The sequence below is a fragment of the Streptomyces sp. NPDC091412 genome, assembly GCF_044756885.1.
Taxonomy (GTDB): domain Bacteria; phylum Actinomycetota; class Actinomycetes; order Streptomycetales; family Streptomycetaceae; genus Streptomyces.
In genome coordinates this window covers 314,174-340,434 of record NZ_JBIVTV010000004.1, presented here as the reverse complement: position 1 = coordinate 340,434, position 26,261 = coordinate 314,174, and the positions used below count along the sequence as shown (strand labels likewise).

Genomic DNA, 26,261 nt, shown 5'->3' with positions numbered 1-26,261 from the left:
CAGCCCAGCTGTGGCACTGAATCGTCGCCCTGTTACTCAGGTCATCTTTCATCGGAGTCTTTGGGCCAGTCATCGCGAACTCTATGAACGAGGTCACGGCATTTCGTGATGTTCTTGAAGAGACTTGTCACGTAGCTGCTCGGATAGACATCATCGACATGTTTCACGAGAGAAGAGAGGGCTTTTTCAGTGAGTGCCGGAACCCGCCTCAGTTGTGAAGACCAGTCGTACTCGGCGTCATCGATGCGCTGCAAGTCGATTTCTCGGAAAACCAGGTGAAGTACCAGACGGTTACCCTGGAGACAGACGGACCGCGGACGCCCGTCGAGCTTCCTTTTTAGATCAGACAACGCGAGGTCGACGTAGCGCATGACCTCAACGCATCTCCAAACACGATACGGTCCCACAGTTGGGTTAAACAGCGTGCGGTACGGGGGCTTTTCCGTTGACTCCCAAAGGCTTCCGACCTTACTCTTTGCAAGGACTGCCAAACTTGGTTCACGATTCGCGCACGCCAGAGCAATGGTGGCATCTACCACTGTACAGCCGTTCTCGGCGCTGGGTACAGGCTCTCCGCGTTTGATCGCATACGTCTTCTTCAGTGAAAGCACCAATTCGGTACGCAAGCGATCCTGCTGCGGGTCCAAGGCCACAAAGTCTCGCGTCTCCACACTGTTTTGCGTATTTGTGGCCCTAGTGACTGCCGTCGCAAAGCCAGCTGGGCAGGCTTCGAGATTAATGAAGCGTACCCACACCATTGCACCGTCGAGTGAACTCCCACTCCTCTGCCACGCCTTATGGATACTGGCCACAGTCTGAGCACCATTCACGATGCTAACCCCGGTGAGCGAAAAATCACCGAAAGTGCGCGTTGCCGCGCCGCGAGGCGTCTTCTTGATGCTCTCACAGAGAGCTGTCACGCCATTATTGAAATACCAAAAATGGTGAGGATGGTCCAAGATGGTATTCGCTAGGGCGTCGTTCACACTGGTGTTGCCAAGAGCCTTTCGGATGTTCTGTGAGAACAATCGGTCACCAAAACGTTCATACCACTGGGCAACATTTAAAGCCGCCACAACTCCGTAATAAGCTTCATACGGCTCACTTACAGTTCCCCAATTCTCCAATTGGGCATGAAGATCAATTCGCGAGCCACCCAGCCCCTCAGCGACAAAAGAATGAAACTCGGTCAGGCCCAGCATCTCCACCTCAACTAGCTGCTGAGTCTCGTTCATCTCGTCAAGCACGTCCTGAAAAACCGCAGTAGACGGTTTCGCCAACTCTGTTCGGCCGGTCGTGGCCACGACAAGGACGAACGTGACATCGACATCGTCGAGCGCGGCAGTGATCTGCTCTTCGTTGGCCCTCAGTCGCGGGGTGAAGCGATCAAACTTCGTGTCGAGGAGGTCCTTGAATCCGGCAATGAAGTTCCTCGAATCACCTAGTCCAAGACTGCCGTCTCCAGACCCGTCCCATTTGGACTGAACAAGAATTACCCTGTGTTGTGTAGCGTCAATCGCAATGGCGTCAATTCCGTTGTCATGACTACCATCCACAACGGTGGCGGCCGCTTGCTCCGCTGAGAGCTCGGTAAACCTCTGAACGGCTAGAGCTGCTAGGGAGCGACTCAGGAACGCCTTCTCGCGGATAGAAGAGCTAGCCTTCTCGTAATCACTCATATCAATGTGATCCGCGAAACCTGTGTGTAGCGCATCCTTGATGTGCCTGACCCACAGCTTTTTCATGCGCCCCCCGCATGCCAAGATCAAGGCTCGCCCCTGGAAGGAGCACCGTACCGATCGCATAGGGTGATTGGGAAGGGTCAGACTGTGATCGTCTGGCAGCGGCGCCATACTTGGCTGCCAGTGCGCCGGTCCACGACCGCCCCCAAACCGCACCAGATCGAGCGGGGAGCAGCGGGGAACGACTCTGAAAGCAGCCGGGTCCGACGAGGCACATCTCGGCCGTTCACCTAGGTCAGTGCTCGAACCAGCCACAAATGATCGCAGCTTCCCAAGCTGAGGGCGCCGATCCGGGGTGCTGACCGTGGAGGTAGGGGCCGCCATCCGACTCACGCTTCAGCGTTGAGCGCCTTCCGGGCTGCCTGCTGGAAGACCTTTCCGGGCACTCGTTTGGCTGCCACCGCTTCCATGTATTTCTCGTCCAACTCGGCGAGATTGCCGCGACCTGCTACGCGAGCGGCTTCGTGCCAGTCGACTGCCGCTTGGTCCAGCACGTACATGGCGCGCCGCAGGTCTTCAGCTGCCTCCGCCACAGGGCCAGGGCCCGCGACTGCAACGGCGGCTACCGCCGCGCTGAACGGCGCCCATGCCGCATGCGCCTCCACGGCTTCCGTCTCCCACTGCTCCATCGTGGTGCCATTTGTGCGGAGCCGAACCGCAACCCTCCACCAGCGGGCCGATACCTGTTTCGACGCACTGAGGCATGCGCTGTATGCCTCCCGGCGCACCTCCTCCAACCGGTGCTGCTGGTCTATTCGCTGCTGGCGTTCCTGCTGTCGAGCTTGACCAACGAGTGTGAGCCAACCACCCCCGGCACCACCCAGCATGCCGATGGCCGCACCAACCACTGCCGCTGTCCCTGAGTCCATGTGACGGAGATACCCGCCCGACAGTTCCAATCACAACCGCAGGAACGAGCTCCTCGCCCGCGCCACGCGGCATCCCAGTCAGTTCATCGGCCGGAGCAGTAGAAGGCGACCCAAGTAGCGAGACCGAGTGAGCACCGCCGATTTCCGACAGGCAAGGCAGTTGCTGCACAGCAGGCAGGTACAGCAACCACCGTTTCGCAACCACCCGACAACGGCCCTCGAAGGCCGCCTGACCAGCTCACCAGACCTCAATGGCCGACATGACGGGACGGGGAGAGGAACCCGGGCGGGTGACCGGGCTCCTCTCCCCGTGGATGTGGAACGGAAGTCGTCGTCGGCAGGCGCCGTTTGCGGCCGCCGCTTCAGGAGCGGGGAGGTTCGCCGCCCAGCAGGAGGTGACCGCGGCTGGTCGCAATGCGGAGCACGTCCCGCAAAGCCCCGGTCAGTTCCTCCGCCAACCGTCGCAGGTCCTCCGGGCCCGCGTCCTGGTCGTCGAGGGTTTCCGAGGCCTGCTCCAGCAGTTCGGCCGCCGTGCCGAGTTGGACCGCTTCAATGTTGTCCGCTAGGCGGGACATGAAGCCGTGCCTGTCGTCGGTGCTCAGGTAGCAGGGCTTTCCCTCTGGTCCCGCCCACGGGAGGAGGCGCAGTTCGTTCGGTGCCGTCATCCTTGCGTCTGCCTCTCATCGGTCACGTGGTGGGTGGTGAAGACCGCCTCGACGCGATCCCCAGGGAACACCAGGAGCGCGGCCTCGACGACTCGCCCGGTGAGATCGGTCCCGACGCGTGTGATCGCGAGTACTGCCGCTGCGGAGCTGGTCCGGAGGGTCGATGCTTCGTCCGGTGTCGGTGGGCGGGCACAGATGGTCTCCCGCACAGCGGCCGGCGGCGGGCCGAGGACGGCGAATCTCGTGACCGCCTCCCAGCACGAGGATTCGTCGTCGAGCACTCCGGCCGGTGCCAGGTCGCGCGGGATGTAGATGCGGGCCAGGCCGTGCGGTGATTCTCCCTCGTGGCTGACGCAGAAGAACTCGACGAGAGGGCTGCCCGTGGGCACCTTCAGCAAGGTGGTCAGATACCCGTCTGCCTGAACCGTGGTGCTGCGAACGGTGACACGCAGAGCCGCATCAGCGGCGGTCCACGGGTCCAGCGTTCCCCATCCCCCGACGTACATGATCTTGCGGGGTGGGCGACGAACGAAGTTCCCCTTGCCGTGGATCTTCTCGACGAGGCCTTCACCCTGGAGGACCGCGAGGGCACTCCGTAGCGTCACCGTACTGACCTTGTACCGGTCGGCGAGGCCGGCCTCGGACAGCAGGCGGTCGTCGGGCTTGATGCGACCGGTCGTGATCTGGTGCCGGAGATCGTCGGCGATGTCATGATGGCGAGAAGACACGGTACCGATCACCGCCTTCTCAGCATCCGCACGGCTGCGAGCCGAGTTCGCGTGTGTATGGTCAGCAACTCGCCCGACTCGAAGAGGAGTTGCTTGGCGCCTTGAGGAAGTTGGAAGAGGTCCCTCACCCGGCAGGCTTGACCGCCGAGCTGGATGATGTCGCCACGCTGCACCGTGGTCGCGGTGACCTCGATGTTGGAGACCAGCACGCCGCCGAGCACCCGTTCGCTCACCGCTTCACCTCCGCAGGCGTGGACCGGTCGGACGCCAAGTGACACGGGCAGTCGCACGCCTCGTAGATCACCGGGACGTCGACCGGCGCTGATGCCGGGGAGGACTCCGCGCAAGCGAGGTGCGTGCCGATCCGGCATGCGGTCGATCGGTAGGGGGCGGCCGAGGCGTCCGTGATGTAAAGCTGTTGGCGAGGAGGCATCAGTGGGCCCCCGCGAGGGCCGACCAGGCATCGGCCGGCAGATGGAGAGCGACGACCACTGAGCGCGTCCGCACGCGCTTCTCCCAGGCCAGCACGTACGGGCGAACGAGCGCGATGTCCTCGCCCGTGAGCGAGTGCCGGTGGTTCGCGCTGTCGGAGGCCCGCCCCAGGATGACCGTCGCCCCGACAGCGGACGCGGAGGGGGCGGGAGCGGCCGACGGCCGGGTGGGCGTTAAGGGGCGGCGGTGCCTGCCCTTGGGGATGTACCGCGCTCTGGTGAGCCAGACGGCACGGCGGATACGGTTGAGCACGCTGCTCAGCTCCTATCGCTGATGGCTCGGTCCCCCGACATCGCCCGTCGTGGGGACCGCTTTGCGTACGACCGCCCAGAGGGTGCGGCCGTTCAAGCTGGTGGCGAGGAGCCCGAACCGATCGGCCTCGGCCACCACTTCCAGGACCTCCCGCCATGACTCGGCGGAGAGCGATTCCGGCACCTCCGCTTCGACCGACGTGTGTCGGGGGTGTTCCTCCACTCGCGTGAGAAGCCCGAGGGCGGACAGCCGGGCGGCGATGGCCGCCGCGCTAACTCCCGAAGCGGGCACAGGGCAGCCTCCGTCACCGGCGATCACTTTGAGTGAAGTTAGTTAACTAGATTAGAGCTAGTGGACTAGATTTTCCATATGCCTGAGCAGCCGCCCTATCTCCGCATCGCCGACGAACTCCGGCGGCGGATCGCGGAGAACGAGTGGGAACCGGGAGACCGCCTGCCCTCCCGCGCCCAGATCGGTCAGGAGTGCGGCGTGGGCGAGAACGTGGTCCGCCGGGCACAGGAGTTGCTGATCTCCCAGGGCGTACTGGAGGGCCGCGCCGGTTCGGGCACGTATGTTGCCGAGCCCCGGCAGCGGGTGCGGGTGGTCCGTTCGTCGGCGCGGGAGCGGCCCGACGGGTCGCCGTTCCGGGCGGACATGAAGGCCGTGGGCAGGCAGGGGGATTGGGAGAGCCGGACCGACGCCAAGGTGCCGGCACCGGCAGAGATCGCGGCGCGACTGGGCATCGCCGAGGGCGAGCTATGCGTCCGGACCACGTACGAGTTCCTGGCGGACGGCAGACCGGTGCAGCTGTCGACGAGCTGGGAGCCGTACGACCTCACCGCGGGCACTCTCGTCGTCCTCCCCGAGGGAGGCCCCCATGCGGGGGCGGGCGTTGTGAACCGCATGGCCGCGATCGGCGTCACCGTCAGCCACACCGTGGAGCAGCCGGAGCCGCGACAGGCGACCGCCGAGGAAGCGTCGCTCCTGGGCATCCAGAAGGCCGCACTTGTCACACACATCCGGCGGACGTACTACAGCGACCAGGGGCAGCCCGTAGAGACGGCGGACATCGTCGTGCCCGCCGCACACTGCGAGATCGTCTACGAGATCCCGATCAGCCGGTGATCGCGCCGTTTCAGGGAGACCGTCTCCGGAATCCACTGCACATGGGCCGCCTCCTTGCTTCGCCCGCCAGGATCTCCCCTGCGAGAGTTGGCGTCTTTACCAGGGAAGGTAAATCGCTAGGCCTTGAGGCGCCGACGACCTGAGCACCAGCTTGCTCGTTCTCAGCGCGGAGGTCTGTACCACAGGTGGTACATCTTTCGCGCCTCTTGACTTGCTGGTGGCACAGTGCATCCTGCGGAGGACCGTGTGAGTCTGACAGGTCAGGCCTTTTGTGATCTTGTGGAATAGGTGAGGGGAGAGGTAAATGCGTCGCCGCAGAGGGACCAGTAAGGTCCCCGCAGCCGTGACTGCGACTGTGCGTGAGTGGAGGGACGAGGAGGGGTGGGGCGTGCTCGACTCGCCCGAGACTCCCGGAGGGTGCTTCGGCCACTACTCCGACATTCAGGGGCCCGGCTTTCGCACGCTGTCACCAGGGCAAGAAGTCGATCTCATCTGGGAAGCGCCCGGCTTCAAGCAGGACGGGTACGACTACCGCGCGGTGAGCATCGTCCCCAGGACTGTCTGACATCCACAGTCACGGCCCGATCTCGGTCGACCTTGGGGCCGCTGGGCCGTCCCTGGGCCGTGCGAGGGTGCCCGAGGCCGACCAGCGGCGACCGGCAGTGACAGACGAGCCGCAGCCACCAGCAGTGAAGCGCGGCCCGGCCAGATACGCCACATCGTCCTGCCACGGCACCGGGCGGATGAAGCCTTCCGCCTCCAACCAGTTCCTGCCACGTTGACCCCGCGCAACCGCCTCCTCCGCTGAGGCGTCCGGGTCCACGACCGTCTGCCGGTAGGTGCCCACAGCCTTCCCCCCTCGCACAGTGCAGTCAACCTCACGTCTAGTCAGGGCAGTCAATGGCTCGGGAGAACCACCGGCTTCGTCGTAGACCCTCACCCTCCGGAGCCGTGGACTAATCGGCTCCGGACGCGGTGGACAACACAGCGGATGCGGCAGCATGCTCCGCACAAACAGCCCACGACGTTTCGCCCCCGGCATCGGTGACCCACACGCTCCACGCCGCTGGTTTGGGGCACGGTGCCCCCAGGCGCACTCGCCACGTGCGGAGGCCGCGCCCGCCCGATGATGGTTTGCGGCCCACGGGCTCTTCCGCTCAAGCTTCATGACTCATAGTCAAGCTGAAGTGCTTCACCATCGTCTGTCGAATGCGAGTCGAAGTTCCGCAAACCCCACGGTTCAGGGGCAGGTCCAAGCAGGTCAGCACAGGGAGGCAGTGGTATGCACTAGGCGCCTTCTAAGCGCTTGGCCGCAGGTTCGAGTCCTGCCGGGGGCGCCTGTGACAGCCCTCCCCAGTGGGAGGGCTTTTCGCTGGTCAGGCCGGGTTTCACCGCACACGAAGAAGCCCCGGGCACTCCTCCGACGATCATGGGAAGACTCCGGGGCTGTCCGGCTGTCACCGGGTTTTCGCGGGTGGCCGTGTCGCATACGTGTCGAAGTTCTCAGCCGGGACGGTCAGCCGACGTCCGGCAGCATCCTCCGCGGCTTCGAGCCGCCTCTTGAGATCGGGAAGCTCCCCCGTGCCGGTCCACTGCTTGCCGACCTCCGGCGTCGCCGCGTGGATCCGAGGTTCACTCCACTGGTCCTCGGCGCAAGGAGGGGGCAACGTCACATCTTTCACCCGAATGGCCACTGCTTCCTCGGGACGCGGACCGCAGTAGTACAACGTGGCGAAAAACGCGTGCAGGCGCCTGCCTCCGGGCGCCTGCCTTCGGGCGGCCGGCGCCGGATCCAGTCGAGGAGGGCCGCGGCCTGGTGCGGACTTGGGGAGGGGGGTGGCCCGCAAGATGCATCGCCGTATCGCATGCTTCATGACGGCTCCCGTTCAGGAACGACGCTGGATCGTTGGGCGCGTCCCGCTTTACGGTGGCGCCATGAGCGATCACTCGGAAGCCCCTGTCGCGCCCGTCGAGGCCTATGAACCGCCCTACTACGTGGCTGTCTTCACTACGGTGCGAACCCAGGACCAGAGCGGTTACAGCGAGACCAACGCACGCATGGAAGACCTGGTGAAGGACGTCCCCGGGTTCCTGGGGATGGACCACGCGCAGACTCCTGGCGGGCTGGGCATCACCGTCGGGTACTTCCGCGACGCCGACGCCCTCACTCAGTGGCGGAGCAACGCCGAGCACCGCGCGGCGCAGAAGCGCGGGCAAGCCGAGTGGTACCAGAGCTACACGCTGCATGTGGCGAAAGTGGAGCGGAGCCACGGGTTCACGCGAGCGTAGGTCCCGCAGAGCCCGGCAGCGGGCTGACCAACCGAAAGGCAAGGTTCTCACGGGGAGGCCCCGAGGCTGTCCGGCTGCCACCGGGCCCTCAGGTCCTCCTGCCAGGTTCTCCGTCATCTGACGGGTCAGCACACGGCCCTGTCCGGAGGCGTCGACCACGAAGCGGCCGGTGGCCCGACGGGGCTCACCGTCCTGCGTGTACGCCACCCCAGTCACCCTGCCGGTCTCGTCGCGCAGGATCTCGGTGACCTGGGCCGCCTCGTGGACCGTGGCGCCGAGCTTCCGGGCGTTGTCGAGCAGGAGTTGGTCGAACTCGCTCCTGGTGACGTGCAGACGTGGGTGAAGTGGCTGCCCGTCGCGGAGAAGGCCGCCAGGCCCAGTTGGAGGCCGACGGAGAGCATCACCAGCTCCGTCAGGCCGCGGGTGTTCATCAGGATGGCGAGCACGGCCGCCGAACGGGCCGGCAGGCGGCCGAGCCGTGCGGCGGCGTAGGTGCCCCCCGTCGCTCGACCAGGACCTGTACTCGATCACGGTGGTGATGGCCCTGGTCACCACTGCCATGACCGGCCCGCTCCTCACCCTCCTCGAACGCCGCCGGCAGGGGGCCTGCGCAGCCGGTCGAAAGTCGCCTCCGCAGTAGGCGGTCTCCCATTCCTGCATTCCGGAGTCAGATCGTCGACGCAATGACCGAATGTGCCCGTTGTGAAATCTTCACTTGTGGTGAGATCGCCGCGTATTCGATGTCTCGCCCACCAAGGAATACAAAGACTGATCACAGCACCGGCAAATCCACCCTACAGTCGCCATTCATCGGGTTCGAAGACAGGAACGACACCCGGATTCGGCACCACACGGAGCATCGGAGCAGCTCAGCGGCGTGCGCGTTCGAAGACGCCGAGCCGCCACCCTCGCCCCCTTGATCCTTACTCTTTCCATTACACATTTCCGCAGGCGCTTCGCACAGCCACGCCACGCAATTTGCGAGGAGTTCCACCCGGTTACTTGAGCGTCACATCGGGCACATCGATGCACTGTTCCTTCAAACAAAATCCTCCTGGCCTCCCTGGAGTCAAGGATGCGGCGTAGGTAAAGTCCGCTGAAATTTGAAGGAAAACATCCGTACGCATCGGCTTCCGGCCCGCGGCCATCTGAGCGCGCAAGTCAGCAAGTCCGTGCTCAGGGATGGTGATTGGCCTGGAGCCCGCGAAGTTGTCAGCAATGCCCCCGCCCGCTCGGTTGCGCACCGCCGCCGCGCGCCTCCTCCTGCCCGCAGTGCTCGCCCTGTCGTTCGCCGCTCAGGCAGTGGGTGCCCTCCTCCCCGGCGTTCCCCTGCTCGTGGCCTCCACCGCTGCCGGGCTGGCGGCGGACATGGCCCTGCACCGGTGGCAGCGGAACGTGACCACCGCCCTCGGGAAGCTGCACGCGACCGTGACCGTGCGCCAAGTCCTCCGGGACCTTCTGCTGGTGACCGGCCTGATCCGCATCAGCGACGAGGACTACGAGACGAAATACCTGGCTCTGGTCTGCGGCCTGCTGCTCTTCTACACCCTGCATTTCGCGTCCCAGGCGCTTGCGATCCTCGTACGCCGCACCCGCGCCCTGCCCGTGGTGACCCGGAACATCGATGCCTCGCCACTGCTGCTGAGCCCCGCTCCCCCGGCGCTGCTGACGCAGCGCTCCGGGCAGCGGCTCCTCGCGTTCGGTCTGCCCTCGGCGGCCGGACTGCTGGCCGCGGCGGTGGGCGGCTCGGTCTGGTGGGCCGTCGCGGGAATCGCCCTGTCCGCCGCCCTCGCCCTGGTGGCCATCGGCATACTGCTGCTGCGGCTGCTCCCGGGACGCAGGCCGGTGACGAGCGAGCAGGCGCTGGAGTGGTTCGACGCCTGGCTCGCGGAGTACCGGCCGACGGTGGGCATGTACTTCTCCGGCAGCACGAGCTCGGCCTATCAGGCGGACATGTGGCTGGAGCCGCTGGCCCGGCTGGAGGGCCGCCCGCTGATCGTGCTGCGTGAGCGCTTCATGGTGAACCAGATCGCGTCCACCGACATCCCGATCGTGTGTCTGCCGAAGGTCGCCGACCTGATGAGGCTGGAGCACTCGACCCTGACGGTGATGATCCACCCGTCGAACTCCGGGAAGACCTCGCAGGTGTTGCGCATCCCCACCATCAAGCACGCGTTCGTCAACCACGGCGAGAGCGACAAGCCGTCCAGCTGCAATCCGTATGCGAAGGCGTACGACGAGGTGTGGGTGGCCGGTCCCGCGGCGCGCGAGCGGTACGCCCTGGCGCACGTGGGTGTCGACGACGGCGACGTCGTGGAGATCGGACGCCCGCAGCTGGACGCGATCGAGCCGTACGCCGGTGCGCCCGTGGGCCCGTACACCACGGTTCTCTACGCCCCCACGTGGGAGGGGTGGGACGGCAACCCGGGCAACACCTCGGTCGTCGAGGCCGGCGAGAACATCGTCCGCGCCCTCCTGGCCGACCCGGGGGTCCGGCTCCTGTACAAACCGCACCCGCTGACCGGCTCGGTCGATCCCCGGGCGGCAACCGCGAACGCCCGGATCCAGGGGATGATCCGCGCCGCGAACATCCTCCGTGCCGCGGAACACGCCGATGAGCGGCCCACGCCCTCCGCGGCGGCGGAGCTGGCCCGGCGGACCGCCGAACTCGACCGGCTGACCACGTCCTCGTTCCGGGCGAGCGCGGACAACGCGGAGCGGATGCTGCTCCAGACGGTCCCGGAATCCGGTCGGGCCGCGGCCGTGGCCGCCGCGACCGCCGCCTGGGAGACCGCGTACTGGGCCTCGTTCCCCGCGGGGGAGCACCACATCATCACCGAGGCGCGGCCGACCGTCTACGCCTGCTTCAACGTGGTCGACCTGCTGGTCAGCGATGTCTCCAGCGTCATATCCGACTATCTGGCGAGCGAGAAGCCGTACGCCGTCGCCAACACCAGCGGCCTTCCGGAGCAGGAGTTCCGCGACACCTTCCCCACCGTCCGGGCAGGCGCCGTCCTCACTCCGGACGCCTCCGCCGTACCGGCCCTGCTGGAGTCCGTGCGCCACCCCGAGAAGGACACCCACGCCGAGGCCCGCGCCGAGCTCAAGCGGCACCTGCTGGGCCCGAGCGATCCGCCGTCCGCCGTCCGCTTCAACGAGGCGGCCCGCGCGCTGTGCGCGGTGACCGACGGACACCGGGCGGGTGCGTCGGTGCGCACGCTCGCCGCCATCCCGGCACAGCGGGACACCAGGTCACCCCTGGACAGCAACCACGTCAGGCGCTGATTCCGCAGGTGTGCGCCGGTGCCGCCCGTGGGGCGGACATCCCCGCGGACAAGAACCCGGTGCCCGGCGGGCAGGGGGCGGTCAGGGCCGTGTCACAGCGTGCCGTCGTCCCACTGGTCGAGCAGCTCGTCGCCCCCGAGGCCGTCGGCCGGCCCCGCCCCGCCGTGCAGGGGCTGCTCGGTCCAGATGACCTTGCCGGTGGGGGTGTACCGGGTTCCCCAGCGCTCGGCGTATCGGGCGACCAGGAACAGACCGCGTCCGCCCTCGTCCGTCGTCGCCGCGTACCGCAGGTGGGGCGAGGTGCTGCTGCCGTCGGAGACCTCGCAGATCAGCTTGCGGTCGCGCAGCAGGCGGACGTGGATGGGGGCACTGCCGTAACGGATGGCGTTGGTGACCAGTTCGCTGAGGACGAGTTCGGTGGTGAAGCTCGCGGCCTCCAGACCCCAGTCCTTCAGCTGCCGGGCGACGTCGGCGCGGACGCGGGAGACGGCCGCGGGATCGGCCGGCACGTCCCAGTCGGCGACCAGATCGGGATCGAGTACGCGGGTACGGGCCACCAGCAGGGCGATGTCGTCGATGGCGTGGTCCGGGGGAAGGGCGTCGAGCACCGCCCGGCAGGTCTGCTCCGGGGGCCGGTCGGGATGGGCCAGCGCGGCACGCAGGAGTTCGAGGCCGGCGCCGATGTCCCGTTCGCGGTCCTGGACGAGCCCGTCTGTGTAGAGGACCAGCTGGCTCCCCTCGGGCAGCCGCAGTTCGGTGGCCTCGAAGGGCAGGCCGCCCAGGCCGAGGGGCGGTCCCGCGGGCAGGTCGGCGAAGGCCACGCTGCCGTCCGGGCCGACGAGTGCGGGCGGCGGGTGGCCGGCCCTGGCCAGGGAGCAGGTGCCCGAGGACGGGTCGTAGACGGCGTACAGGCAGGTGGCCCCCGCGAGCCCCTCCTCACCGCCCGCGGCCGCGCCGTCCCGGTCGAGCCGGGCCACCAGGTCGTCCAGGCGGGCCAGCAGCTCGTCCGGGGCGAGGTCCAGGGAGGAGAAGTTGTGCACAGCGGTGCGCAGCCGTCCCATGGTGGCCGCCGCGTGCAGCCCGTGTCCCACCACGTCGCCGACCACCAGGGCCACCCGGGCACCGGACAGTTCGATCACGTCGAACCAGTCCCCGCCCACCCCCGCCTGGGCCGGCAGATAGCGGTAGGCCACCTCCAGGGCGCTGTATTCGGGCAGGCCACGGGGCAGCAGGCTGCGTTGCAGGGTGACCGCCATGGTGTGCTCGCGGGTGTAGCGGCGGGCGTTGTCGAGAGCGACGGCGGCCCGGGCGGCCAGTTCCTCGGCGAACGGTACGTCCTCCGCGTCGAAGGCCTCCTCCCGGCAGCGCCAGAAGTCCACCACCCCCAGTACCGTGCCGCGGGCGCGCAGCGGCACCGCGATCAGGGAGTGGAAGCCGCGCTCCAGGACGCGCCGCGCGCGATCGGGATCCGCCACCTGCCACTCCCGGGCTTGCGTCAGCTCCGTCTCGAGCACCCCTCGGCCGCTCTCCACGCACCGGGCCTGCGGTGAGCCGGGCGCGAAACTGAGCCGTCGGCCCACCTCCACCAGCGGCTGGTACCCGGGACGGCCCCGCACCGCGGCCCGGCGCACCTCGCCGCTGATCGCCCCGGTCGGCTCCTGGCCGCCCAGGACCTCCTCGGCCAGTTCGACGGTGACGACGTCGGCGAAGCGGGGAACGGCCACGTCCGCCAGTTCCTGCGCGGTGCGCGACACGTCCAGGGTGGTGCCGATCTTCATGCCCGCGTCGTAGAGGAGCTTCAGGCGCTCGCGCGCCACCTCGGCGCGTCCCGACAGCGCCCGCAGTTCCGTGGTGTCCCTGAGCGTCACCACACTCCCCTCGTACCCGCCGTACGGGGCGGTGGGCCGTTTGTTGACCGCGAGGAGGCGGTCGGCTGTGAGGTGGACCTCGTCGCTGGCCGTGCGCTCCGACGTCAGCAGTTCGGCGATTCCGGCGTCCAGGGGCAGGTCGGTGACCTTGTGCCCCTCCGCGTCCGGCGGCAGATCCAGCAGCCGCAGCGCCTCGTCGTTGGCGAGCAGCAGCTGGCCGTCGCCCCCGACGATCAGCACGCCCTCGCGCACCGCGTGCAGCACGGCGTCGTGGTGGTCGTACATCCGCGTCATCTCGGCCGGTCCCAGGCCGTGGGTCTGGCGCAGCAGCCGCCGGCTCACCAGCGCCGTGCCGGCCGCGGCCAGGACCAGCGCCCCGGCCGCCGTCCCCAGCAGGACCGGAAGCTGCCGGCCCGCCATGGTCTCCACCTTCTGGACCGTGATCGCGACCGCGACGGTGCCGACGGCCCCGCCGCCCGGCTTGATGACGGGGACGTACGAGACCACCGAGCGTCCCTGGGTGGTCTGGATGGTCTGGGTGACGGGGGAGGGCGGCGGCCTGCGGACGCCGAGGACCGGTTTGCCGATGAAGGCCGGGTTGGGGTGGGTGTAGCGGATCCCGTCCTTCGAGTAGATGACGACGAGGTCGACGTCGGTCTCCTTCATGATCTTGTGCGCGACGGGCTGCAGCACCTTGCTGGGGTTGGGGCCGGTCATGGCCTTCAGCGTGTCCGGCGCGTACGCCAGCGTCTCGGCGATGCCCAGGGAGCGTTCCCGGGCGTCCTTGGTGCTGTCGTCACCGGCCTGGAGCACGAGGGCGACCAGTGCCGCGGCGACGATCAGTACCGCGATGACCACTTGCAGCAGGAACACCTGGCCCGCGACGGTGCGCGGCCTGAACAGTGACCGCAGCCGCCCCGTGGGCGGCGTCGGCGAGTTGTCGCGCCCGCCGCGCCGGAGGGATCGACGGGATTGTGCGATCACTCCTCCATTTTGCTCCCTGTGTCCCGGTCGGCATTCCGGCAAGGGCATGATGGAGCGCACCATGGCAGGCAATACGACGGACGAGATCCCCGACAACGGCGCGGCCGGCTCCGGGCGCGGTATGACCGTGCTGCGCAACGGCATCGGGGTGCTGCGCACCTTCAGCGTCGACGAGCCCGAGCTGGGCGTCACCGAGATCGCCACCCGGGTCGGACTGCACAAGTCCACCGTGTCCCGCATCCTCGCCACGCTGGAGCAGGACGGCCTGGTCGAGCGCGACCCGGGCTCCCGGCGGTTCCGGCTGGGGCTCGGCGTGATCGCGATGGCGGGTCCGCTGCTGGCCGACCTCGATGTGCGCCGGGCGGCGTATCCGGTGCTCCAGGAGCTGAGTCACCGCACCGGGGAGACCGCGGCGCTGCTGGTGTGGAACGGCGCCGAGGCGGTCTGCGTGGAGCAGGTGGCGAGCCGGCACGAGGTCAAGCACAGCACTCCGCTGGGGACCCGCTACCAGACGGCGGCGAGTTCCTCGGTGCAGGTGTTCCTCAGCCGGCTGCCCTCCGAGCGCGTACGGGCCCTGGTCACCAGCGGGGCCGTGGTCCACCCCGGGCTCAGCGACGCGGCGGTCGACGCCTATCTGCTCCGCCTCGCGGAGAGCGCCGAGCGCGGCTACGCCGTCAACTACGGCGAGACCTCGGTGGAGGAAGTGGGCGTCGCCGCCCCGGTCTTCGACCACCGCGGCGAGGCGGTCGCCTCGGTCCTGGTCTCCGCGCCCCGGTTCCGGGTCTCCCCCGAAGGGCTTCCGGTACTGGGCGAGACGGTGCGCGAGTCCGCCGCCCAGGTCACCGCGCGCCTCGGCGGACGCCGGCCCACGTCGGACGGCTGACGTCCCCGTTGCCGCTACAGGCCGGGACTGGCCGTCAGGTCGGCTCCCGGGGCGGTGCGCAGTACGGGGGCGAGGACGGACAGCTCCGGCTGCTTCAGGGCGGGCAGTTCGCCGGGGGTCGGGGCGGTCAGGGGGGCGTCCAGGGAGAGGCCCGGGGTCAGGGTCCGCACGTCGGAGGCGGGCAGGCCGACGCCGACGTGGTCGAAGCCGTCGTCGAGGGTGTGGGCCAGCGGGGCGCGCAGCTCCGCGCCGGGCAGCCCGCCGTCGACCGGCAGCCGTGGCACGGCGCGCTCGGGCAGGAGCCGTCCCTGGACGAAGCGCGGGGGCTCCGGCACGCCCGCCGCGGGCAGCGGCAGCTGTCCGCCGACCTCGGGCAGTTCCGTGCCGAGGACCGCCTCCGCGCCCTCCAGCGGGACGGGGACGGGAACCGTGCCGGCCGCGGCGGCGGGGGTCGCTGCCGCGCCCATGGCTGCGGCGACGCCCGTGATGAGGGCGGCGAGGGTTCCTCGAGTGGTCGACTTCATGTCAGGTACGGTCCCTTTCCGGGTTCGGGGCTCGACGTCCGTACCGCCCAACGATCCTGACGCCACCTTCAGCACGGGCTTCCCCCGAGTGCCGCAGTAGTACGACGGGTCCGGCCGGTACGGAGGCGCCGAGCTCACGCCTCACGCGGCTCAGCGCTGCAGCGCCAGGCCGCCGAGGAGCGGCTTGGGGGCGTTCAGGGTCTGGGTGGCGCCGTTCACCGTGTGGAGCAGCGAGTCCTGGTTCTCGGTGTTGAGGGCGTTGGACTGGTGCTGGAGCGGCATGACGTCGACGGGGCCCTTGGTGAGCGTGTTCACGGCGCCGTTGAGGCTGTTGGGCGTGAGGTCGGCGGCACTCTGGGCGAACGCGGGCGCGGCGGCGCCGGTGAGGGCCAGGGATCCGGCGAGGACGGCGGCAGCCTTCAGGGACTTCATCGTCGTGTTCCTTTCTTCGGCGACGTCGGTCACCGCGGGGGATTGCGTCGCCCTGCCCAACGAGCCCCGGCCGGACCGGAAACCCCGGCGGCCCGAATTCGCCGCGTTCTGATACGGGATCTGCGACACGGGGGATCGGCTACGCGTCCGGCCGCCGTCCCACGGAGGAACCGGGGAAGGCGGCCGGACGGAGGAACGCGCGCGGATGTCAGCCGTTGACGCAGGCGTTGCCGAACGTCGGGTTCAGCACGCCGATGACGTCGATGGTGTTGCCGCAGACGTTGACCGGGACGTGCACGGGAAGCTGGATGACGTTGCCCGACAGCACGCCCGGGGAGTTGGCGGCGCCGCCGGTCGCGCCGCTGCTGGCGGCGGCGATGCCGGCACCACCGGCGACGGCCGCGGCGGCGACGGAGGTAAGGACCAGGCCCTTGGCGATACGCGACATGGAGAAGTGCTCCTTGGATTGACGCAAAAACACCCGGGCGGGGATGCCCGGCGTTGTGTCAACGCGTGGCAGTCCCGCGAGTTGTGCCGCCAAAGGGGTGATCTCAAAAGTCTCCGCGCACACGGCGAGCCGGTCCACGCCCCGCCTCCGGGAGCGCACCACGACCGGGTGCCGGCCGGGGGCGGGGACGGTCCATGACCGGGTGCCGACCGGGGGCGGGGACGGCCCATGACCGGGTGCCGACCGGGGGCGGGGACGGTCCATGACCGGGTGCCGGCCGAGGGCGGGGGCGGACCAGGACCGGAAGCAGGCCAGGACCAGCAGCGGTCGGGGGCCGGGGACCGACCAGCGCCAGAGGCGAGGCAGGGCCAGCGGCGGGCCATACCGGAAGCAGGCCCGGACGGGAGGCGGGCCGGGGCTGGGAGCGGGCCGGGCTGGGAGCGGGCGACGACCAGCGGCGAACCAGGACCAGCAGCAGACACAGGACCCGCAGCGGTCGGGGGCCGGGGGCCGGCCAGCGCCGGAGGCGAGGCAGGACCGGCGGCGGGCCAGGACCGGCGCGGGGCCGAGACTGGCGGTCGGCCGGCCGCGGGCGGCGGGCGGCGGCGACACAAGTGCGCCCGGACGCCAGGCAGGCGAGCGCGTGGCCGTCGGCAGGACGAACGCGACGGCCGGCAGGAAGACGCGCCCGCCGGTCCCAGCCGGACAAGCCCGTCGGCCTTCAGGAGGACAAGCGCGAACCCACCTGGCGCCAGAAGGGCGAGTGCGACGCCCGGCAAGAAGATGAGCCCTGAGCCCGCCGGCGGTCAGCAAGACGCGCACGCCTGCCGGCGGGAAGGCGAGCCCACCGGCCGTCAGGAGGGCAAACCCGCCTGCCGGCAGGAAGGCGAGCGCGACCGACGTCGGCACGACGGGCGGGCCTGTCGTCAGGGAAGACAAGAACGGGTGCCGGACAGCATGTCCGGCACCCGTAGGGGGCCGCTTCGCCGGCCCGGGGATCCAGCCCTAGCGGTGCGTCGCCGCCCGGCCGCGGCGGTAGAGGATCACGCCGCCCGCGATCAGGGCCGCGCTGGCGGCCGAGGACGCCAGCAGGGCGCCGGTGCCGGTCTCGGCCAGCTGCGGGGCCGCGTCAGGCGTGGCGTTCTCGAGGACCGCCGGAGCCGGCAGGGTCTGGGCACGCTGCGGCTCGGCCACCACCTCGTCCACCACGCGCGGCGGGGTGTCCGTGCTCGACGTGCCGGAGTCCGGCGTGGGCGTGGACACGGGAGGCAGCGTCGTGGAGCCGTCGTCGGTCGACGGCGTGACACTGGGTGGTGCCGGCACCGTCACCGGCGGGGCCGCCGGTGAGCCGTTGCCGCAGCTGTTGCCGAACGCCGGGTTGAGCACCGCCACCACGTCCACGGTGTTGCCGCAGACGTTCACCGGCACCGAGACCGGTGCCTGGATGGTGTTCCCGGACAGCACGCCGGGCGAGTTGGACGCGGCGCCGTCGGCCTGCGAGTCGGCCAGGGCGGAGCTGCCGCACAGGGTCAGCAAACTCGTCGCGGCGGCGGCCGCGAACACTCCCCTGCTCAGAGTCTGTCGCAATCTCGTTGTCTTCCTGCTTGCAGCCGCTCGGTCGATGCGGCTTGAAGAAGTGGGAAGGCCGGCCTTGGGCGGGAGATCGATGTCCAAGGCCGGCCGTGACACAGCCGGTACGGCTGGGTGCGCCGGACGGTCAGCCGTTGGCGCAGGTGTTGCCGAACGTCGGGTTCAGCAGCGCGATGACGTTGACGGTGTTGCCGCAGGCATTGACCGGAACGTGCACGGGAACCTGGATGACGTTGCCCGAGAGCACACCCGGGGAGTTCGCGGCGGTACCCGTGGCCCCGGAGTCGGCGAAGGCGGGGCCGGCCATGCCCAGGGCCACGAGGGCGCCGGTGACGACAGCAACGCTCTTCTTCATGAAATGTTCCCTTCTTGGGGACGAGGCCCCGATGACGGTCAGAAACCGATTGAACACAACCGATACGGTCGTGATGCTGAACGAGGAACAGCCGTAATGGGAAAATGTGGAACGTGAGTCGCCGAGCACTTCACTCGATTGACCCTCGCGACCATACGATTCACCCTCGACTGCATTGCCGGAAAGAGTTCTTCGGAAAGGCACGGGCAGTCCTCGGCAGAATCGGCGAGGGTCCATGGGCCACCTGACCCGGCTCAGCTCCCGGTATTGGCGGAGAGAGCCGACAGGTTGTCCAGGAGGTGCGAAAGCAAGGCGTTCCGCTCGGCCCGAGTGGAGGTGTCCGAACACTGCTGGTTCTGCTGGTCCGAGTTGACGGCCCGCAGCACGCCGGCGCTGGTGTCGCCCGTGCCGAGGCACAGCTTGTCGAGCGTCCCCCGGGTCAGCGAGAACGGCGGACTCGTAGTGCCCGACAGAAGCGGCGGCCGCCGCGGCGACCTCTGCCTTCTTGAGCACTGCGCGTTCCTTTCCTCGTAGCGACGCAAGTCCTACGCCCTCATCAACCCGGAGCCGCATGTTTGGTTGCGGGGGTTCACCCGCTTGGACGCCACCGCATTCAAAACTCCGGAAAATCACGGAGTCCAAAAAACACACAAGCAGTCCGCGCCGCCGACCGGCGGGGTGAAGGGGAGAAACCAGGGTGTGGCCGCGCAGTTGACCACAGCACTCCGGTGCGACGGGCTTCCTCGGAAAGCCAAGTGGCCGAGGTCCGGAACATACCGGTTCCGCCGATCCTGCCGGACCGGCAGAACCGGCGGAACCGGCAGTGCGACAACGTCTGCGGTTAGGACACCACGTCCTTGCGGGCGAACCCGCGGAAGGCCAGGGCGAACAGCACCAGCGCGTAGCTGACGGAGACCGCCGTGCCCTGGATCATCCCGGACCACTCGGGGTGCGGCTGCACGGCGTCGGCCCAGGCGTACTGCCAGTGCGCCGGCAGGAAGTCGCGCCAGTGCCCGAGGGCCGTGACGGCGTCCAGGACGTTGCCCACGATGGTCAGGCCGACCGCCCCGCCCACGGCGCCGAGCGGCGCGTCCGTCCTGGTGGACAGCCAGAACGCCAGCGCCGCGGTGACCAGTTGCGACACGAAGATGTACGCCACGACCACCAGCAGCCGCTGCGCCGCCGTCCCCGCGTCCAGCGCGCCGCCGGTGGGGATCTCCAGCGGGCCCCAGCCGTAGGCGGCCGTGCCGACGGCGAGCGCCACCAGCGGCAGCAGCAGCATCGCCGCCAGGCTCAGCCCGAGTCCGACGACGAGCTTGGACCACAGCAGCCGGGCCCGCGGCACGGGCGCGGCGAGCAGGTAGCGCAGGGAGGACCAGCTCGCCTCCGAGGCCACCGTGTCCCCGCAGAACAGCGCCACCGGGATCACCAGCAGGAAGCCCGCCGAGACGAACAGGTTCACCGCGGCGAAGTTGGCCCCGGACGCGGTGGCCGTGTCCATCAGCGTCACCCGGCCGCTGCGGCCGCCCGGACCGCCGCCGATCGCGAAGGCGACGGCCAGCACGAAGGGCAGCGCGGCCAGGATGCCGCCCATGACGAGCGTGCGGCGCCGCTTGAACTGCCGCACCAGCTCCACCCTCAGGGGCAGGGTGCGGGCCGCCCGGTAACCGGAGGCGACCTCGGTGCTCTCGGCGAGCGTGCTCATGCGGAACCTCCGATCAGGGTGAGGAAGGCGTCTTCGAGTCGGCGGTGGGGGCCGACCGAGACGACGGGCACCTCCAGCCGCACCAGCTCCACGACCAGGTCCCGCGCCGTGCCGCCGGTCTCCAGCCGGACCAGGAGGCCGTCCTCGGTCCGCAGTGCCGAGGCGATGCCCGGCAGGGCGGACACCTTCTCCACGACCGGGTCCTCCACCGGGGTGGCGGTGCCGACCAGCAGGGTGTCCCCGGAGCCGACGATCTCGCCGACCGGACCCGCCTGCACCAGCCGCCCCCGGTCCATCACGACCAGGTGCGTGCAGGACTGTTCGACCTCCGAGAGCAGATGGCTGGAGACGATCACCGTGCGGCCGCCGGCCGCGTAACGGATCATCACCTCGCGCATCTCGCGGATCTGGGGCGGGTCGAGGCCGTTGGTCGGCTCGTCCAGGATCAGCAGGTCCGGCAGGCCCAGCATGGCCTGCGCGATCGCCAGGCGCTGGCGCATGCCCTGCGAGTAGGTGCGTACCGCGCGGGCCAGCGCGTCGCCGAGGCCGGCGATCCGGAGGGCCTCGTCCAGGTGCGCGTCCTCGGCCGGGCGGCCGGTGGCCCGCCAGTACAGCTCCAGGTTCTCCCGGCCGGACAGATGGGGCAGGAAGCCGGCGCCCTCGACGAAGGCGCCGACCCGCGACAGCACGGGCGCTCCGGGCCGGACGGCGTGGCCGAAGACGCGGATCTCGCCGGCGTCCGGCTGGATCAGGCCCATCAGCATGCGCAGGGTGGTCGTCTTGCCCGCGCCGTTCGGCCCGAGCAGGCCGAGGACCTGGCCCTTGTCCACCTGGAACGACAGGTCCCGTACCGCGTACCGGTCCGCCGACCTCGCGTACCGCTTGCTCAGGCCCGTGATCCGCAGCGGGACGTCGGCCGACTCCGGGTCGGGAGCGGGCGCGGCGGTACGGCGGCGGGAGGTCAGCAGCAGGGCGAGCGCGACCACCGCACCGGCCGCCGGCAGCCACCACACCCAGCCGGGCAGCGGGGCCGCCGCGGTGGTCACGCCCGGTGCGGTCGGCACCTTCAGGTCGCTCTTCAGGCCGACGGTGTACGTCGCGGGGGCGGCCGGTGAGGCGTAGCCGAGGTCGGTGGAGGCGAGCACCAGGCGGAGCCGGTGGCCCTTCTGCACCTCGTGGTCGATCGCCGGGAGGGTGAGGGTGACGTCCTTGCCGGCCTTGGCGCCGTCGACACGCACGGGGGCCACCAGCTGGGCGGGCAGCACCGGCTGCTCCTTGCCCGGTCCGACGTCGTACAGCTTGGCGAAGAGCACCGCGTCGTCGGTGGTCGAGGTGACGTGGACGGTCACCGTGGGCGAACCGGTGATGCGCAGGCCGCCGCCGAGCGGCGCGGAGTCGAACCGCGCGTACTGGCCGGGGAAGTCGAGGGACACCCCGACGCCGAGCGAGGACAGCTGGGCCAGGCCCCCGGAGCCGCCGAGGCCCGGCAGGGAGGACACGGCGGGCGGGTTGGCTCCGGCGGGGTTCTCGAAGCGCCGCTCGCCTCCGCGCAGGGCGATGGACCGCTGCCCGCCCTCCAGCCCCGGATACGCGCTGCCGCTCGCGCCCCGCAGCAGGGCCCGGCCGTCGGTGGAGTCGACCCCGCCGGTGCGGGTGATGCGGAAGGCGGGGCCCGTGCCGGCGTTCTTGTCGCCCTTGAGGTACCGGTCGAACCAGTTCTGCACGCGTGCCTGGACCCGGCCGGTCTCCATGTCGCCGCCGTCGTGGCCGCCCGCGATCCAGTCGACGTCGACCGGGGCGCCGTTCGCCCGGATCGCCCTGGCGGCGGCGTCGGCCTGGCCGAGCGGGAAGAGGGAGTCGGTCTGGCCCTGCACCAGCAGGGTCGGCACCTTGATGCGGTCGGCGACGGCGGACGGCGAGCGCTCCTGGAGCAGTGCGCGCGCCTCCGCGTCCGGCTTGCCCGACTCGGCGACCCGCTCGTACATCCGGCACAGCGCGGGCTCGAACTTGGCGCATCCGCCGCCGGAGTTGATGAAGGCGCCCGCCCACAACTTCTTGAAGACGCCGCCCGGGAAGAGCGCGTCCGCGAGGTTCCAGTAGGTGATCGCCGGGGCGATGGCGTCCACCCTGCGGTCGTGTCCGGCGGCGAGCAGGGAGATCGCTCCGCCGTAGGAGGCTCCGGCCACGCCCACGCGCGGGTCGCCGGGCCCGTCGAGCAGCACCTCGGGCTGCCGCGCGAGCCAGTCGATCAGCTTGGAGACGTCGGCGACCTCGCCCTCGGGGTCGTTCAGCCCGATCTTGCCGGTGGATCTGCCGAAGCCGCGCGCCGACCAGGTCAGCACCGCGTATCCGTCCCTGGCGAGGTCCTGCGCCTGCCGCCGTACGTCGTCCTTGCTGCCTCCGAAGCCGTGCCCGAGCAGGACGGCGGGGTGGCGGCCGGACGTGGCCGGGGTGAAGTACGAGGTGTCGATCCGCACCCCGTCGCCCGTGGTCATCATCCGGTCGGTGCGGTGCACCGGGGGCGGGTCGTCGGAGGCGATCGCCGTCCATGTGCCGGCACCGGCCAGGACGACGACGGCGGCCCCGGCGGCCAGCAGGCGCCGGGGCCTCCGCGGCAGCCCGCGCAATCCGGGCAGTCGAAGATCCATGTCCTCCACGGTACGGTCCGCCACCGGCAACCGAAGCCGCCGCCGGACCGAACCTCGGCACCTACTCGGGGAGTACGGGGCCGCCGTGGCGTACCGCGGACGCGGTACGCGGCCCGTCGTCTTACGGCTGGGTGTCCTCCGGGATCGACACCAGCCAGCGGGTGTCGCGGCGAGGGCGGAGGTAGAAGGCCCAGTAGAGGGTGGCGACCGCCATGATGCCGCCGGTCCACAGCAGGTAGATGATCTCCTGCCGGCTGAGGATGTAGGCGAGGAACGCGATGAGCAGCACGGGCACGGCCGGCCACAGCGGCATCCGCCAGGCGGCCGTGTGCTTGTGGGAGCCGCGGCGGGACAGCAGCGCGGCGACCGCGACGAGCAGGTACATGCCGGTCACCGAGACGCCCGTGACGCCGTACAGGGTGTCCAGGTTGACGAAGCACAGCAGCGCGCCGGGGACACCGACCGCGAGGGTGGCGACCCAGGGGGAGCCGAAGCGGCCGAGCCGGGAGAAGACGTTGTTCACCGCCGAGGGCCAGGCCTTGTCGCGGGCGGAGGCGAACAGCACACGGGAGTTCTGGATGACCATGACGATGCCGGCGTTGATGATCGCCAGGGCCACGCAGAGGCTGACGAAGGTGCCGACCGCGGAGTTGGACCAGGCGATCACCATCGAGCTCAGGTTGCCGTCGGTCAGCTCCTTGATGTCCGAGGCGCCCATGGTGATGGCGACGACCGGCACAAGGATGATCACGGAGGAGATGGCGAGGGTGGCGAGCACCGTGCGGGCGACGTTGCGGCGCGGGTTCTCCAGCTCCTCGGAGAGGTAGACGGCGGTGGAGAAGCCCTGGGTGGCGAAGAGCGCGATGGCGAGCCCGGAGATGACGAGCATGGCCGTCACGGCGTCCGTGTGCCCGTCCGCCCCGGCCACCTGCATGGAGACCAGGCTGCCGACGCCCCGGTGGCTGTGCGCGAAGCCCAGCAGCGCGACCACGCCCGCCGCGATGACCTCCAGGACCAGGAAGATGCCGGTGATCCAGGCGTTGGCACGCAGGTCCAGCAGACCGGCGAGGGTGGCCAGCAGCATCACCCCGGCGCCGGTCCAGGCCGGGTCGAGGTGCACGATCGGCGCCAGGTAGTCCGCGGTGCCCATCGCGATCACCGGCGGGACGATCATGACGACGAGCAGGGACAGCACGAAGACCAGCCAGCCCGCCAGCCGCCCGGCCATGGTCGAGACCATGGCGTACTCGCCGCCCGCGCTGGGGATGAGGGTGCCCAGCTCCGAGTAGCAGAACGCCACGGCGATGCACAGCAGGGAGCCGATGGCGATGGTGAGGGCGGTGGCGGTGCCGAGCGTGCCGAGGAGGTCGGGCACGACCACGAACAGCGTGGAGGCGGGGGTCACGCACGAGAGGGTGAGGAGGGTGCCGCCGACGACCCCGATGGAGCGCTTGAGCTTGGTGGGGCTGTCCGTCGCCTCTGTGGGACTGCCGGCCACTTCGGGGACGGCGTTCTCGACAGAGCGGAGCATGTCGGTCATGCAGCGGTTCCGATCGACTTGTGCAACAGGTGAGGGGGCCGGGGAGCGCGCTATCGCCTCCGGCGGTTCGCGGTCGTAAGCACTCTCGTCCGCTCCCGGCCCGGATATCGAACATCAACGAAAACCGCTGAGTCAATGGCCGTTAACCTACGGAATTCGCGGCGGAACGGCGATCTACAACTGATTCACTCGTCGAACGGTCCCATTGTTCGGGCCCTAACGGGCGTACGGGAACCGTAGCGCGCACCCGAAAAAAGATGAGGCCGTCCGCATAGCGGACGGCCTCGTCATCGCCTGCGGCGACGGTCGGGGGTCGGGGGTCAGTGGTTGCGCGGGAACCCGAGGTCCACGCCCGCCGGAGCCTCGGACGGGTCCGGCCAGCGGGTGGTGACGACCTTGCCGCGCGTGTAGAAGTGCGTGCCGTCGTTGCCGTAGATGTGGTGGTCGCCGAAGAGCGAGTCCTTCCAGCCACCGAAGGAGTGGTAGCCCACCGGCACCGGGATCGGCACGTTGACGCCGACCATGCCGGCCTCGATCTCCAGCTGGAAGCGGCGGGCGGCGCCGCCGTCGCGGGTGAAGATCGCGGTGCCGTTGCCGAACGGCGAGGCGTTGATGAGCGCCACGCCCTCGTCGTAGCTGTCCACGCGCAGCACGCACAGCACCGGGCCGAAGATCTCGTCCTGGTAGGCCTTGGCGCTGGTCGACACCCTGTCCAGCAGCGAGATGCCGACCCAGTGGCCGTTCTCGAAGCCCTCGACCGTGTAGCCGGTGCCGTCCAGGACGACCTCGGCGCCCTCGCCCGCGGCGTTCTCCACGTACGAGGCCACCTTGTCGCGGTGCGCCTTGGTGATCAGCGGGCCCATCTCGGAGGACGGGTCGCTGCCCGGACCGATCTTGATCTTCTCGGCGCGCTCGCGGATCTTCTCCACCAGCTCGTCGCCGATCGCGCCGACCGCGACGACGGCCGAGATGGCCATGCAGCGCTCGCCCGCCGAGCCGTACGCGGCCGAGACGGCGGCGTCGGCGGCCGCGTCCAGGTCGGCGTCCGGCAGCACCAGCATGTGGTTCTTGGCGCCGCCGAGGGCCTGCACGCGCTTGCCGTTCGCGGAGGCGGTGGTGTGGATGTAGCGCGCGATCGGGGTGGAGCCGACGAAGGAGACCGCCTTGACGTCGGGGTGCTCCAGGAGGCGGTCCACGGCCACCTTGTCGCCGTGGAGGACGTTGAAGACGCCGTCGGGCAGCCCGGCCTCGGCCAGCAGCTCGGCGATCTTCAGGGACGCCGACGGGTCCTTCTCGCTCGGCTTCAGCACGAAGGTGTTGCCGCACGCGATGGCGATGGGGAACATCCACATCGGGACCATCGCCGGGAAGTTGAACGGCGTGATGCCGGCGACCACGCCGAGCGGCTGCCGGATCGAGGCCACGTCGACGCGGGTGGCGACCTGGGTGGACAGCTCGCCCTTGAGCTGGACGTTGATGCCGCAGGCCAGGTCGACGATCTCCAGGCCGCGCGCGACCTCGCCGAGCGCGTCGGAGTGCACCTTGCCGTGCTCGGCGGTGATCAGCTCGGCGATCTCGTCGCGGTGCGCGTCCAACAGCGCGCGGAACTTGAACAGGATCGAGGTCCGCTGGGCCAGCGAGGACTGGCCCCAGGTCAGGTACGCGTCCTTGGCGGCGGCGACCGCGGCGTCCACCTCCTCCACGGAGGCGAACGCGACCTTCGTGGTGACCTCGCCGGTCGCCGGGTCCGTGACCGGCCCGTACGTCCCCGAGGCGCCTTCGACGGTCTTCCCGCCGATCCAGTGGTTGACGATCTTCGTCATGCCCGGTTACTCCT

Annotated in this window: 22 protein-coding genes and 2 pseudogenes; 6 read left to right on the top strand and 18 right to left on the bottom strand. The window is 69.4% G+C overall.

What is annotated here, in order from left to right; all coding sequences use genetic code 11:
• Positions 1-41: 41 nt before the first annotated feature.
• Positions 42-1,745 (bottom strand): AIPR family protein, encoded by a 1,704-nt coding sequence (locus ACIQMV_RS12860; protein ID WP_402592668.1) that lies wholly within the window; start codon positions 1,743-1,745, stop codon positions 42-44.
• Positions 1,746-2,071: 326 nt separating this feature from the next.
• Positions 2,072-2,371, bottom strand: coding sequence for a hypothetical protein (locus tag ACIQMV_RS12855; protein ID WP_402592667.1), 300 nt, complete (start codon positions 2,369-2,371; stop codon positions 2,072-2,074).
• A 111-nt stretch (positions 2,372-2,482) separates the two neighbouring features.
• Here ACIQMV_RS12855 and ACIQMV_RS12850 point away from each other — a divergent pair, with 111 nt between their 5' ends.
• Positions 2,483-2,605 carry a hypothetical protein gene (locus ACIQMV_RS12850; RefSeq protein WP_402592666.1) on the top strand — a complete coding sequence of 41 codons (123 nt, stop codon included), beginning with the start codon at positions 2,483-2,485 and terminating at the stop codon, positions 2,603-2,605.
• A 368-nt stretch (positions 2,606-2,973) separates the two neighbouring features.
• Here the strand turns inward: ACIQMV_RS12850 and ACIQMV_RS12845 are convergent, their stop codons facing one another.
• The 4 genes from ACIQMV_RS12845 to ACIQMV_RS12830 form a co-directional block, all read right to left on the bottom strand.
• Positions 2,974-3,276: a hypothetical protein gene (locus ACIQMV_RS12845; protein ID WP_402592665.1), complete on the bottom strand. Its 303-nt coding sequence runs from the start codon at positions 3,274-3,276 to the stop codon at positions 2,974-2,976.
• Entirely contained in the window at positions 3,273-4,016 is a 744-nt protein-coding gene (locus ACIQMV_RS12840; RefSeq protein WP_402592664.1) for a GntR family transcriptional regulator, read from the bottom strand. Before ACIQMV_RS12840 ends, ACIQMV_RS12845 begins: the two co-directional genes overlap by 4 nt.
• Positions 4,013-4,237, bottom strand: coding sequence for a hypothetical protein (locus ACIQMV_RS12835; RefSeq protein WP_402592663.1), 225 nt, complete (start codon positions 4,235-4,237; stop codon positions 4,013-4,015). The genes ACIQMV_RS12840 and ACIQMV_RS12835 overlap by 4 nt, the downstream gene beginning before the upstream one ends.
• A 523-nt stretch (positions 4,238-4,760) precedes the next feature.
• Positions 4,761-5,039 (bottom strand): hypothetical protein, encoded by a 279-nt coding sequence (locus ACIQMV_RS12830; protein ID WP_161243595.1) that lies wholly within the window; start codon positions 5,037-5,039, stop codon positions 4,761-4,763.
• Positions 5,040-5,117: 78 nt separating this feature from the next.
• On the opposite strand from ACIQMV_RS12830, the gene ACIQMV_RS12825 reads away from it, so the two are divergent.
• The 3 genes from ACIQMV_RS12825 (at position 5,118) to ACIQMV_RS12815 (ending at position 8,162) form a co-directional block, all read left to right on the top strand.
• A complete protein-coding gene (locus ACIQMV_RS12825) occupies positions 5,118-5,873 on the top strand; it encodes a GntR family transcriptional regulator (protein ID WP_402592662.1) in 756 nt (251 codons plus the stop codon).
• A 304-nt stretch (positions 5,874-6,177) separates the two neighbouring features.
• Complete coding sequence (locus ACIQMV_RS12820; RefSeq protein ID WP_402592661.1) at positions 6,178-6,438, top strand: cold-shock protein; 261 nt, start codon at positions 6,178-6,180, stop codon at positions 6,436-6,438.
• Between the two features lie 1,370 nt (positions 6,439-7,808).
• The gene (locus tag ACIQMV_RS12815) at positions 7,809-8,162 is read left to right on the top strand and encodes an antibiotic biosynthesis monooxygenase (RefSeq protein ID WP_141360740.1); all 354 of its coding nucleotides are present in this window, start codon (positions 7,809-7,811) and stop codon (positions 8,160-8,162) included.
• 174 nt (positions 8,163-8,336) lie between these two features.
• On the opposite strand, the pseudogene ACIQMV_RS12810 reads toward ACIQMV_RS12815, so the two are convergent.
• A pseudogene (locus ACIQMV_RS12810) lies at positions 8,337-8,462 on the bottom strand (hypothetical protein); the annotation flags it as partial.
• A gap of 74 nt (positions 8,463-8,536) precedes the next feature.
• Positions 8,537-8,659, bottom strand: a pseudogene (locus tag ACIQMV_RS12805) (cation/H(+) antiporter); the annotation flags it as partial.
• Positions 8,660-9,380: 721 nt separating this feature from the next.
• Between ACIQMV_RS12805 and ACIQMV_RS12800 the strand changes: the two are divergent.
• Positions 9,381-11,447 carry a hypothetical protein gene (locus ACIQMV_RS12800; RefSeq protein ID WP_402592660.1) on the top strand — a complete coding sequence of 689 codons (2,067 nt, stop codon included), beginning with the start codon at positions 9,381-9,383 and terminating at the stop codon, positions 11,445-11,447.
• A gap of 92 nt (positions 11,448-11,539) precedes the next feature.
• Here ACIQMV_RS12800 and ACIQMV_RS12795 read toward each other — a convergent pair whose 3' ends face one another.
• Positions 11,540-14,347 (bottom strand): SpoIIE family protein phosphatase, encoded by a 2,808-nt coding sequence (locus ACIQMV_RS12795; protein ID WP_402592659.1) that lies wholly within the window; start codon positions 14,345-14,347, stop codon positions 11,540-11,542.
• Positions 14,348-14,360: 13 nt separating this feature from the next.
• Here ACIQMV_RS12795 and ACIQMV_RS12790 point away from each other — a divergent pair, with 13 nt between their 5' ends.
• A complete protein-coding gene (locus tag ACIQMV_RS12790) occupies positions 14,361-15,182 on the top strand; it encodes an IclR family transcriptional regulator (protein ID WP_141360736.1) in 822 nt (273 codons plus the stop codon).
• Between the two features lie 14 nt (positions 15,183-15,196).
• On the opposite strand, the gene ACIQMV_RS12785 is transcribed toward ACIQMV_RS12790, so the two are convergent.
• The 9 genes from ACIQMV_RS12785 to mmsA all read right to left on the bottom strand — a co-directional run bounded on the left by ACIQMV_RS12785 (position 15,197) and on the right by mmsA (position 26,247).
• A complete protein-coding gene (locus ACIQMV_RS12785; RefSeq protein WP_402592658.1) occupies positions 15,197-15,706 on the bottom strand; it encodes a hypothetical protein in 510 nt (169 codons plus the stop codon).
• Positions 15,707-15,856: 150 nt separating this feature from the next.
• A complete protein-coding gene (locus tag ACIQMV_RS12780) occupies positions 15,857-16,138 on the bottom strand; it encodes a hypothetical protein (protein ID WP_401774985.1) in 282 nt (93 codons plus the stop codon).
• 208 nt (positions 16,139-16,346) lie between these two features.
• Complete coding sequence (locus tag ACIQMV_RS12775; protein ID WP_172632962.1) at positions 16,347-16,586, bottom strand: chaplin; 240 nt, start codon at positions 16,584-16,586, stop codon at positions 16,347-16,349.
• Positions 16,587-17,591: 1,005 nt separating this feature from the next.
• Positions 17,592-18,173 (bottom strand): chaplin, encoded by a 582-nt coding sequence (locus ACIQMV_RS12770; RefSeq protein WP_402592657.1) that lies wholly within the window; start codon positions 18,171-18,173, stop codon positions 17,592-17,594.
• 130 nt (positions 18,174-18,303) lie between these two features.
• Positions 18,304-18,531 (bottom strand): chaplin, encoded by a 228-nt coding sequence (locus ACIQMV_RS12765; RefSeq protein WP_141360730.1) that lies wholly within the window; start codon positions 18,529-18,531, stop codon positions 18,304-18,306.
• A gap of 841 nt (positions 18,532-19,372) precedes the next feature.
• A complete protein-coding gene (locus tag ACIQMV_RS12760) occupies positions 19,373-20,236 on the bottom strand; it encodes an ABC transporter permease (RefSeq protein ID WP_402592656.1) in 864 nt (287 codons plus the stop codon).
• A complete protein-coding gene (locus ACIQMV_RS12755) occupies positions 20,233-22,884 on the bottom strand; it encodes a CocE/NonD family hydrolase (RefSeq protein ID WP_402592655.1) in 2,652 nt (883 codons plus the stop codon). Before ACIQMV_RS12755 ends, ACIQMV_RS12760 begins: the two co-directional genes overlap by 4 nt.
• 121 nt (positions 22,885-23,005) lie before the next feature.
• A complete protein-coding gene (locus ACIQMV_RS12750; protein WP_402592654.1) occupies positions 23,006-24,424 on the bottom strand; it encodes an APC family permease in 1,419 nt (472 codons plus the stop codon).
• Positions 24,425-24,744: 320 nt separating this feature from the next.
• Positions 24,745-26,247, bottom strand: coding sequence for a CoA-acylating methylmalonate-semialdehyde dehydrogenase (mmsA, locus tag ACIQMV_RS12745; protein ID WP_402592653.1), 1,503 nt, complete (start codon positions 26,245-26,247; stop codon positions 24,745-24,747).
• Between the last annotated feature and the right edge of the window lie 14 nt (positions 26,248-26,261).

Bases quoted from the DNA above. Each gene is read 5' to 3' on its own strand.
- ACIQMV_RS12860 (WP_402592668.1), bottom strand. From the start codon at position 1,745: ATGAAAAAGCTGTGGGTCAGGCACATCAAGGATGCGCTACACACAGGT.
- ACIQMV_RS12855 (WP_402592667.1), bottom strand. From the start codon at position 2,371: ATGGAGCAGTGGGAGACGGAAGCCGTGGAGGCGCATGCGGCATGGGCG.
- ACIQMV_RS12845 (WP_402592665.1), bottom strand. From the start codon at position 3,276: ATGACGGCACCGAACGAACTGCGCCTCCTCCCGTGGGCGGGACCAGAG.
- ACIQMV_RS12825 (WP_402592662.1), top strand. From the start codon at position 5,118: ATGCCTGAGCAGCCGCCCTATCTCCGCATCGCCGACGAACTCCGGCGG.
- ACIQMV_RS12820 (WP_402592661.1), top strand. From the start codon at position 6,178: ATGCGTCGCCGCAGAGGGACCAGTAAGGTCCCCGCAGCCGTGACTGCG.
- ACIQMV_RS12815 (WP_141360740.1), top strand. From the start codon at position 7,809: ATGAGCGATCACTCGGAAGCCCCTGTCGCGCCCGTCGAGGCCTATGAA.
- ACIQMV_RS12800 (WP_402592660.1), top strand. From the start codon at position 9,381: ATGCCCCCGCCCGCTCGGTTGCGCACCGCCGCCGCGCGCCTCCTCCTG.
- ACIQMV_RS12795 (WP_402592659.1), bottom strand. From the start codon at position 14,347: ATGCCCTTGCCGGAATGCCGACCGGGACACAGGGAGCAAAATGGAGGA.
- ACIQMV_RS12790 (WP_141360736.1), top strand. From the start codon at position 14,361: ATGGCAGGCAATACGACGGACGAGATCCCCGACAACGGCGCGGCCGGC.
- ACIQMV_RS12785 (WP_402592658.1), bottom strand. From the start codon at position 15,706: ATGAAGTCGACCACTCGAGGAACCCTCGCCGCCCTCATCACGGGCGTC.
- ACIQMV_RS12780 (WP_401774985.1), bottom strand. From the start codon at position 16,138: ATGAAGTCCCTGAAGGCTGCCGCCGTCCTCGCCGGATCCCTGGCCCTC.
- ACIQMV_RS12775 (WP_172632962.1), bottom strand. From the start codon at position 16,586: ATGTCGCGTATCGCCAAGGGCCTGGTCCTTACCTCCGTCGCCGCCGCG.
- ACIQMV_RS12765 (WP_141360730.1), bottom strand. From the start codon at position 18,531: ATGAAGAAGAGCGTTGCTGTCGTCACCGGCGCCCTCGTGGCCCTGGGC.
- ACIQMV_RS12760 (WP_402592656.1), bottom strand. From the start codon at position 20,236: ATGAGCACGCTCGCCGAGAGCACCGAGGTCGCCTCCGGTTACCGGGCG.
- ACIQMV_RS12755 (WP_402592655.1), bottom strand. From the start codon at position 22,884: ATGGATCTTCGACTGCCCGGATTGCGCGGGCTGCCGCGGAGGCCCCGG.
- ACIQMV_RS12750 (WP_402592654.1), bottom strand. From the start codon at position 24,424: ATGACCGACATGCTCCGCTCTGTCGAGAACGCCGTCCCCGAAGTGGCC.
- mmsA (WP_402592653.1), bottom strand. From the start codon at position 26,247: ATGACGAAGATCGTCAACCACTGGATCGGCGGGAAGACCGTCGAAGGC.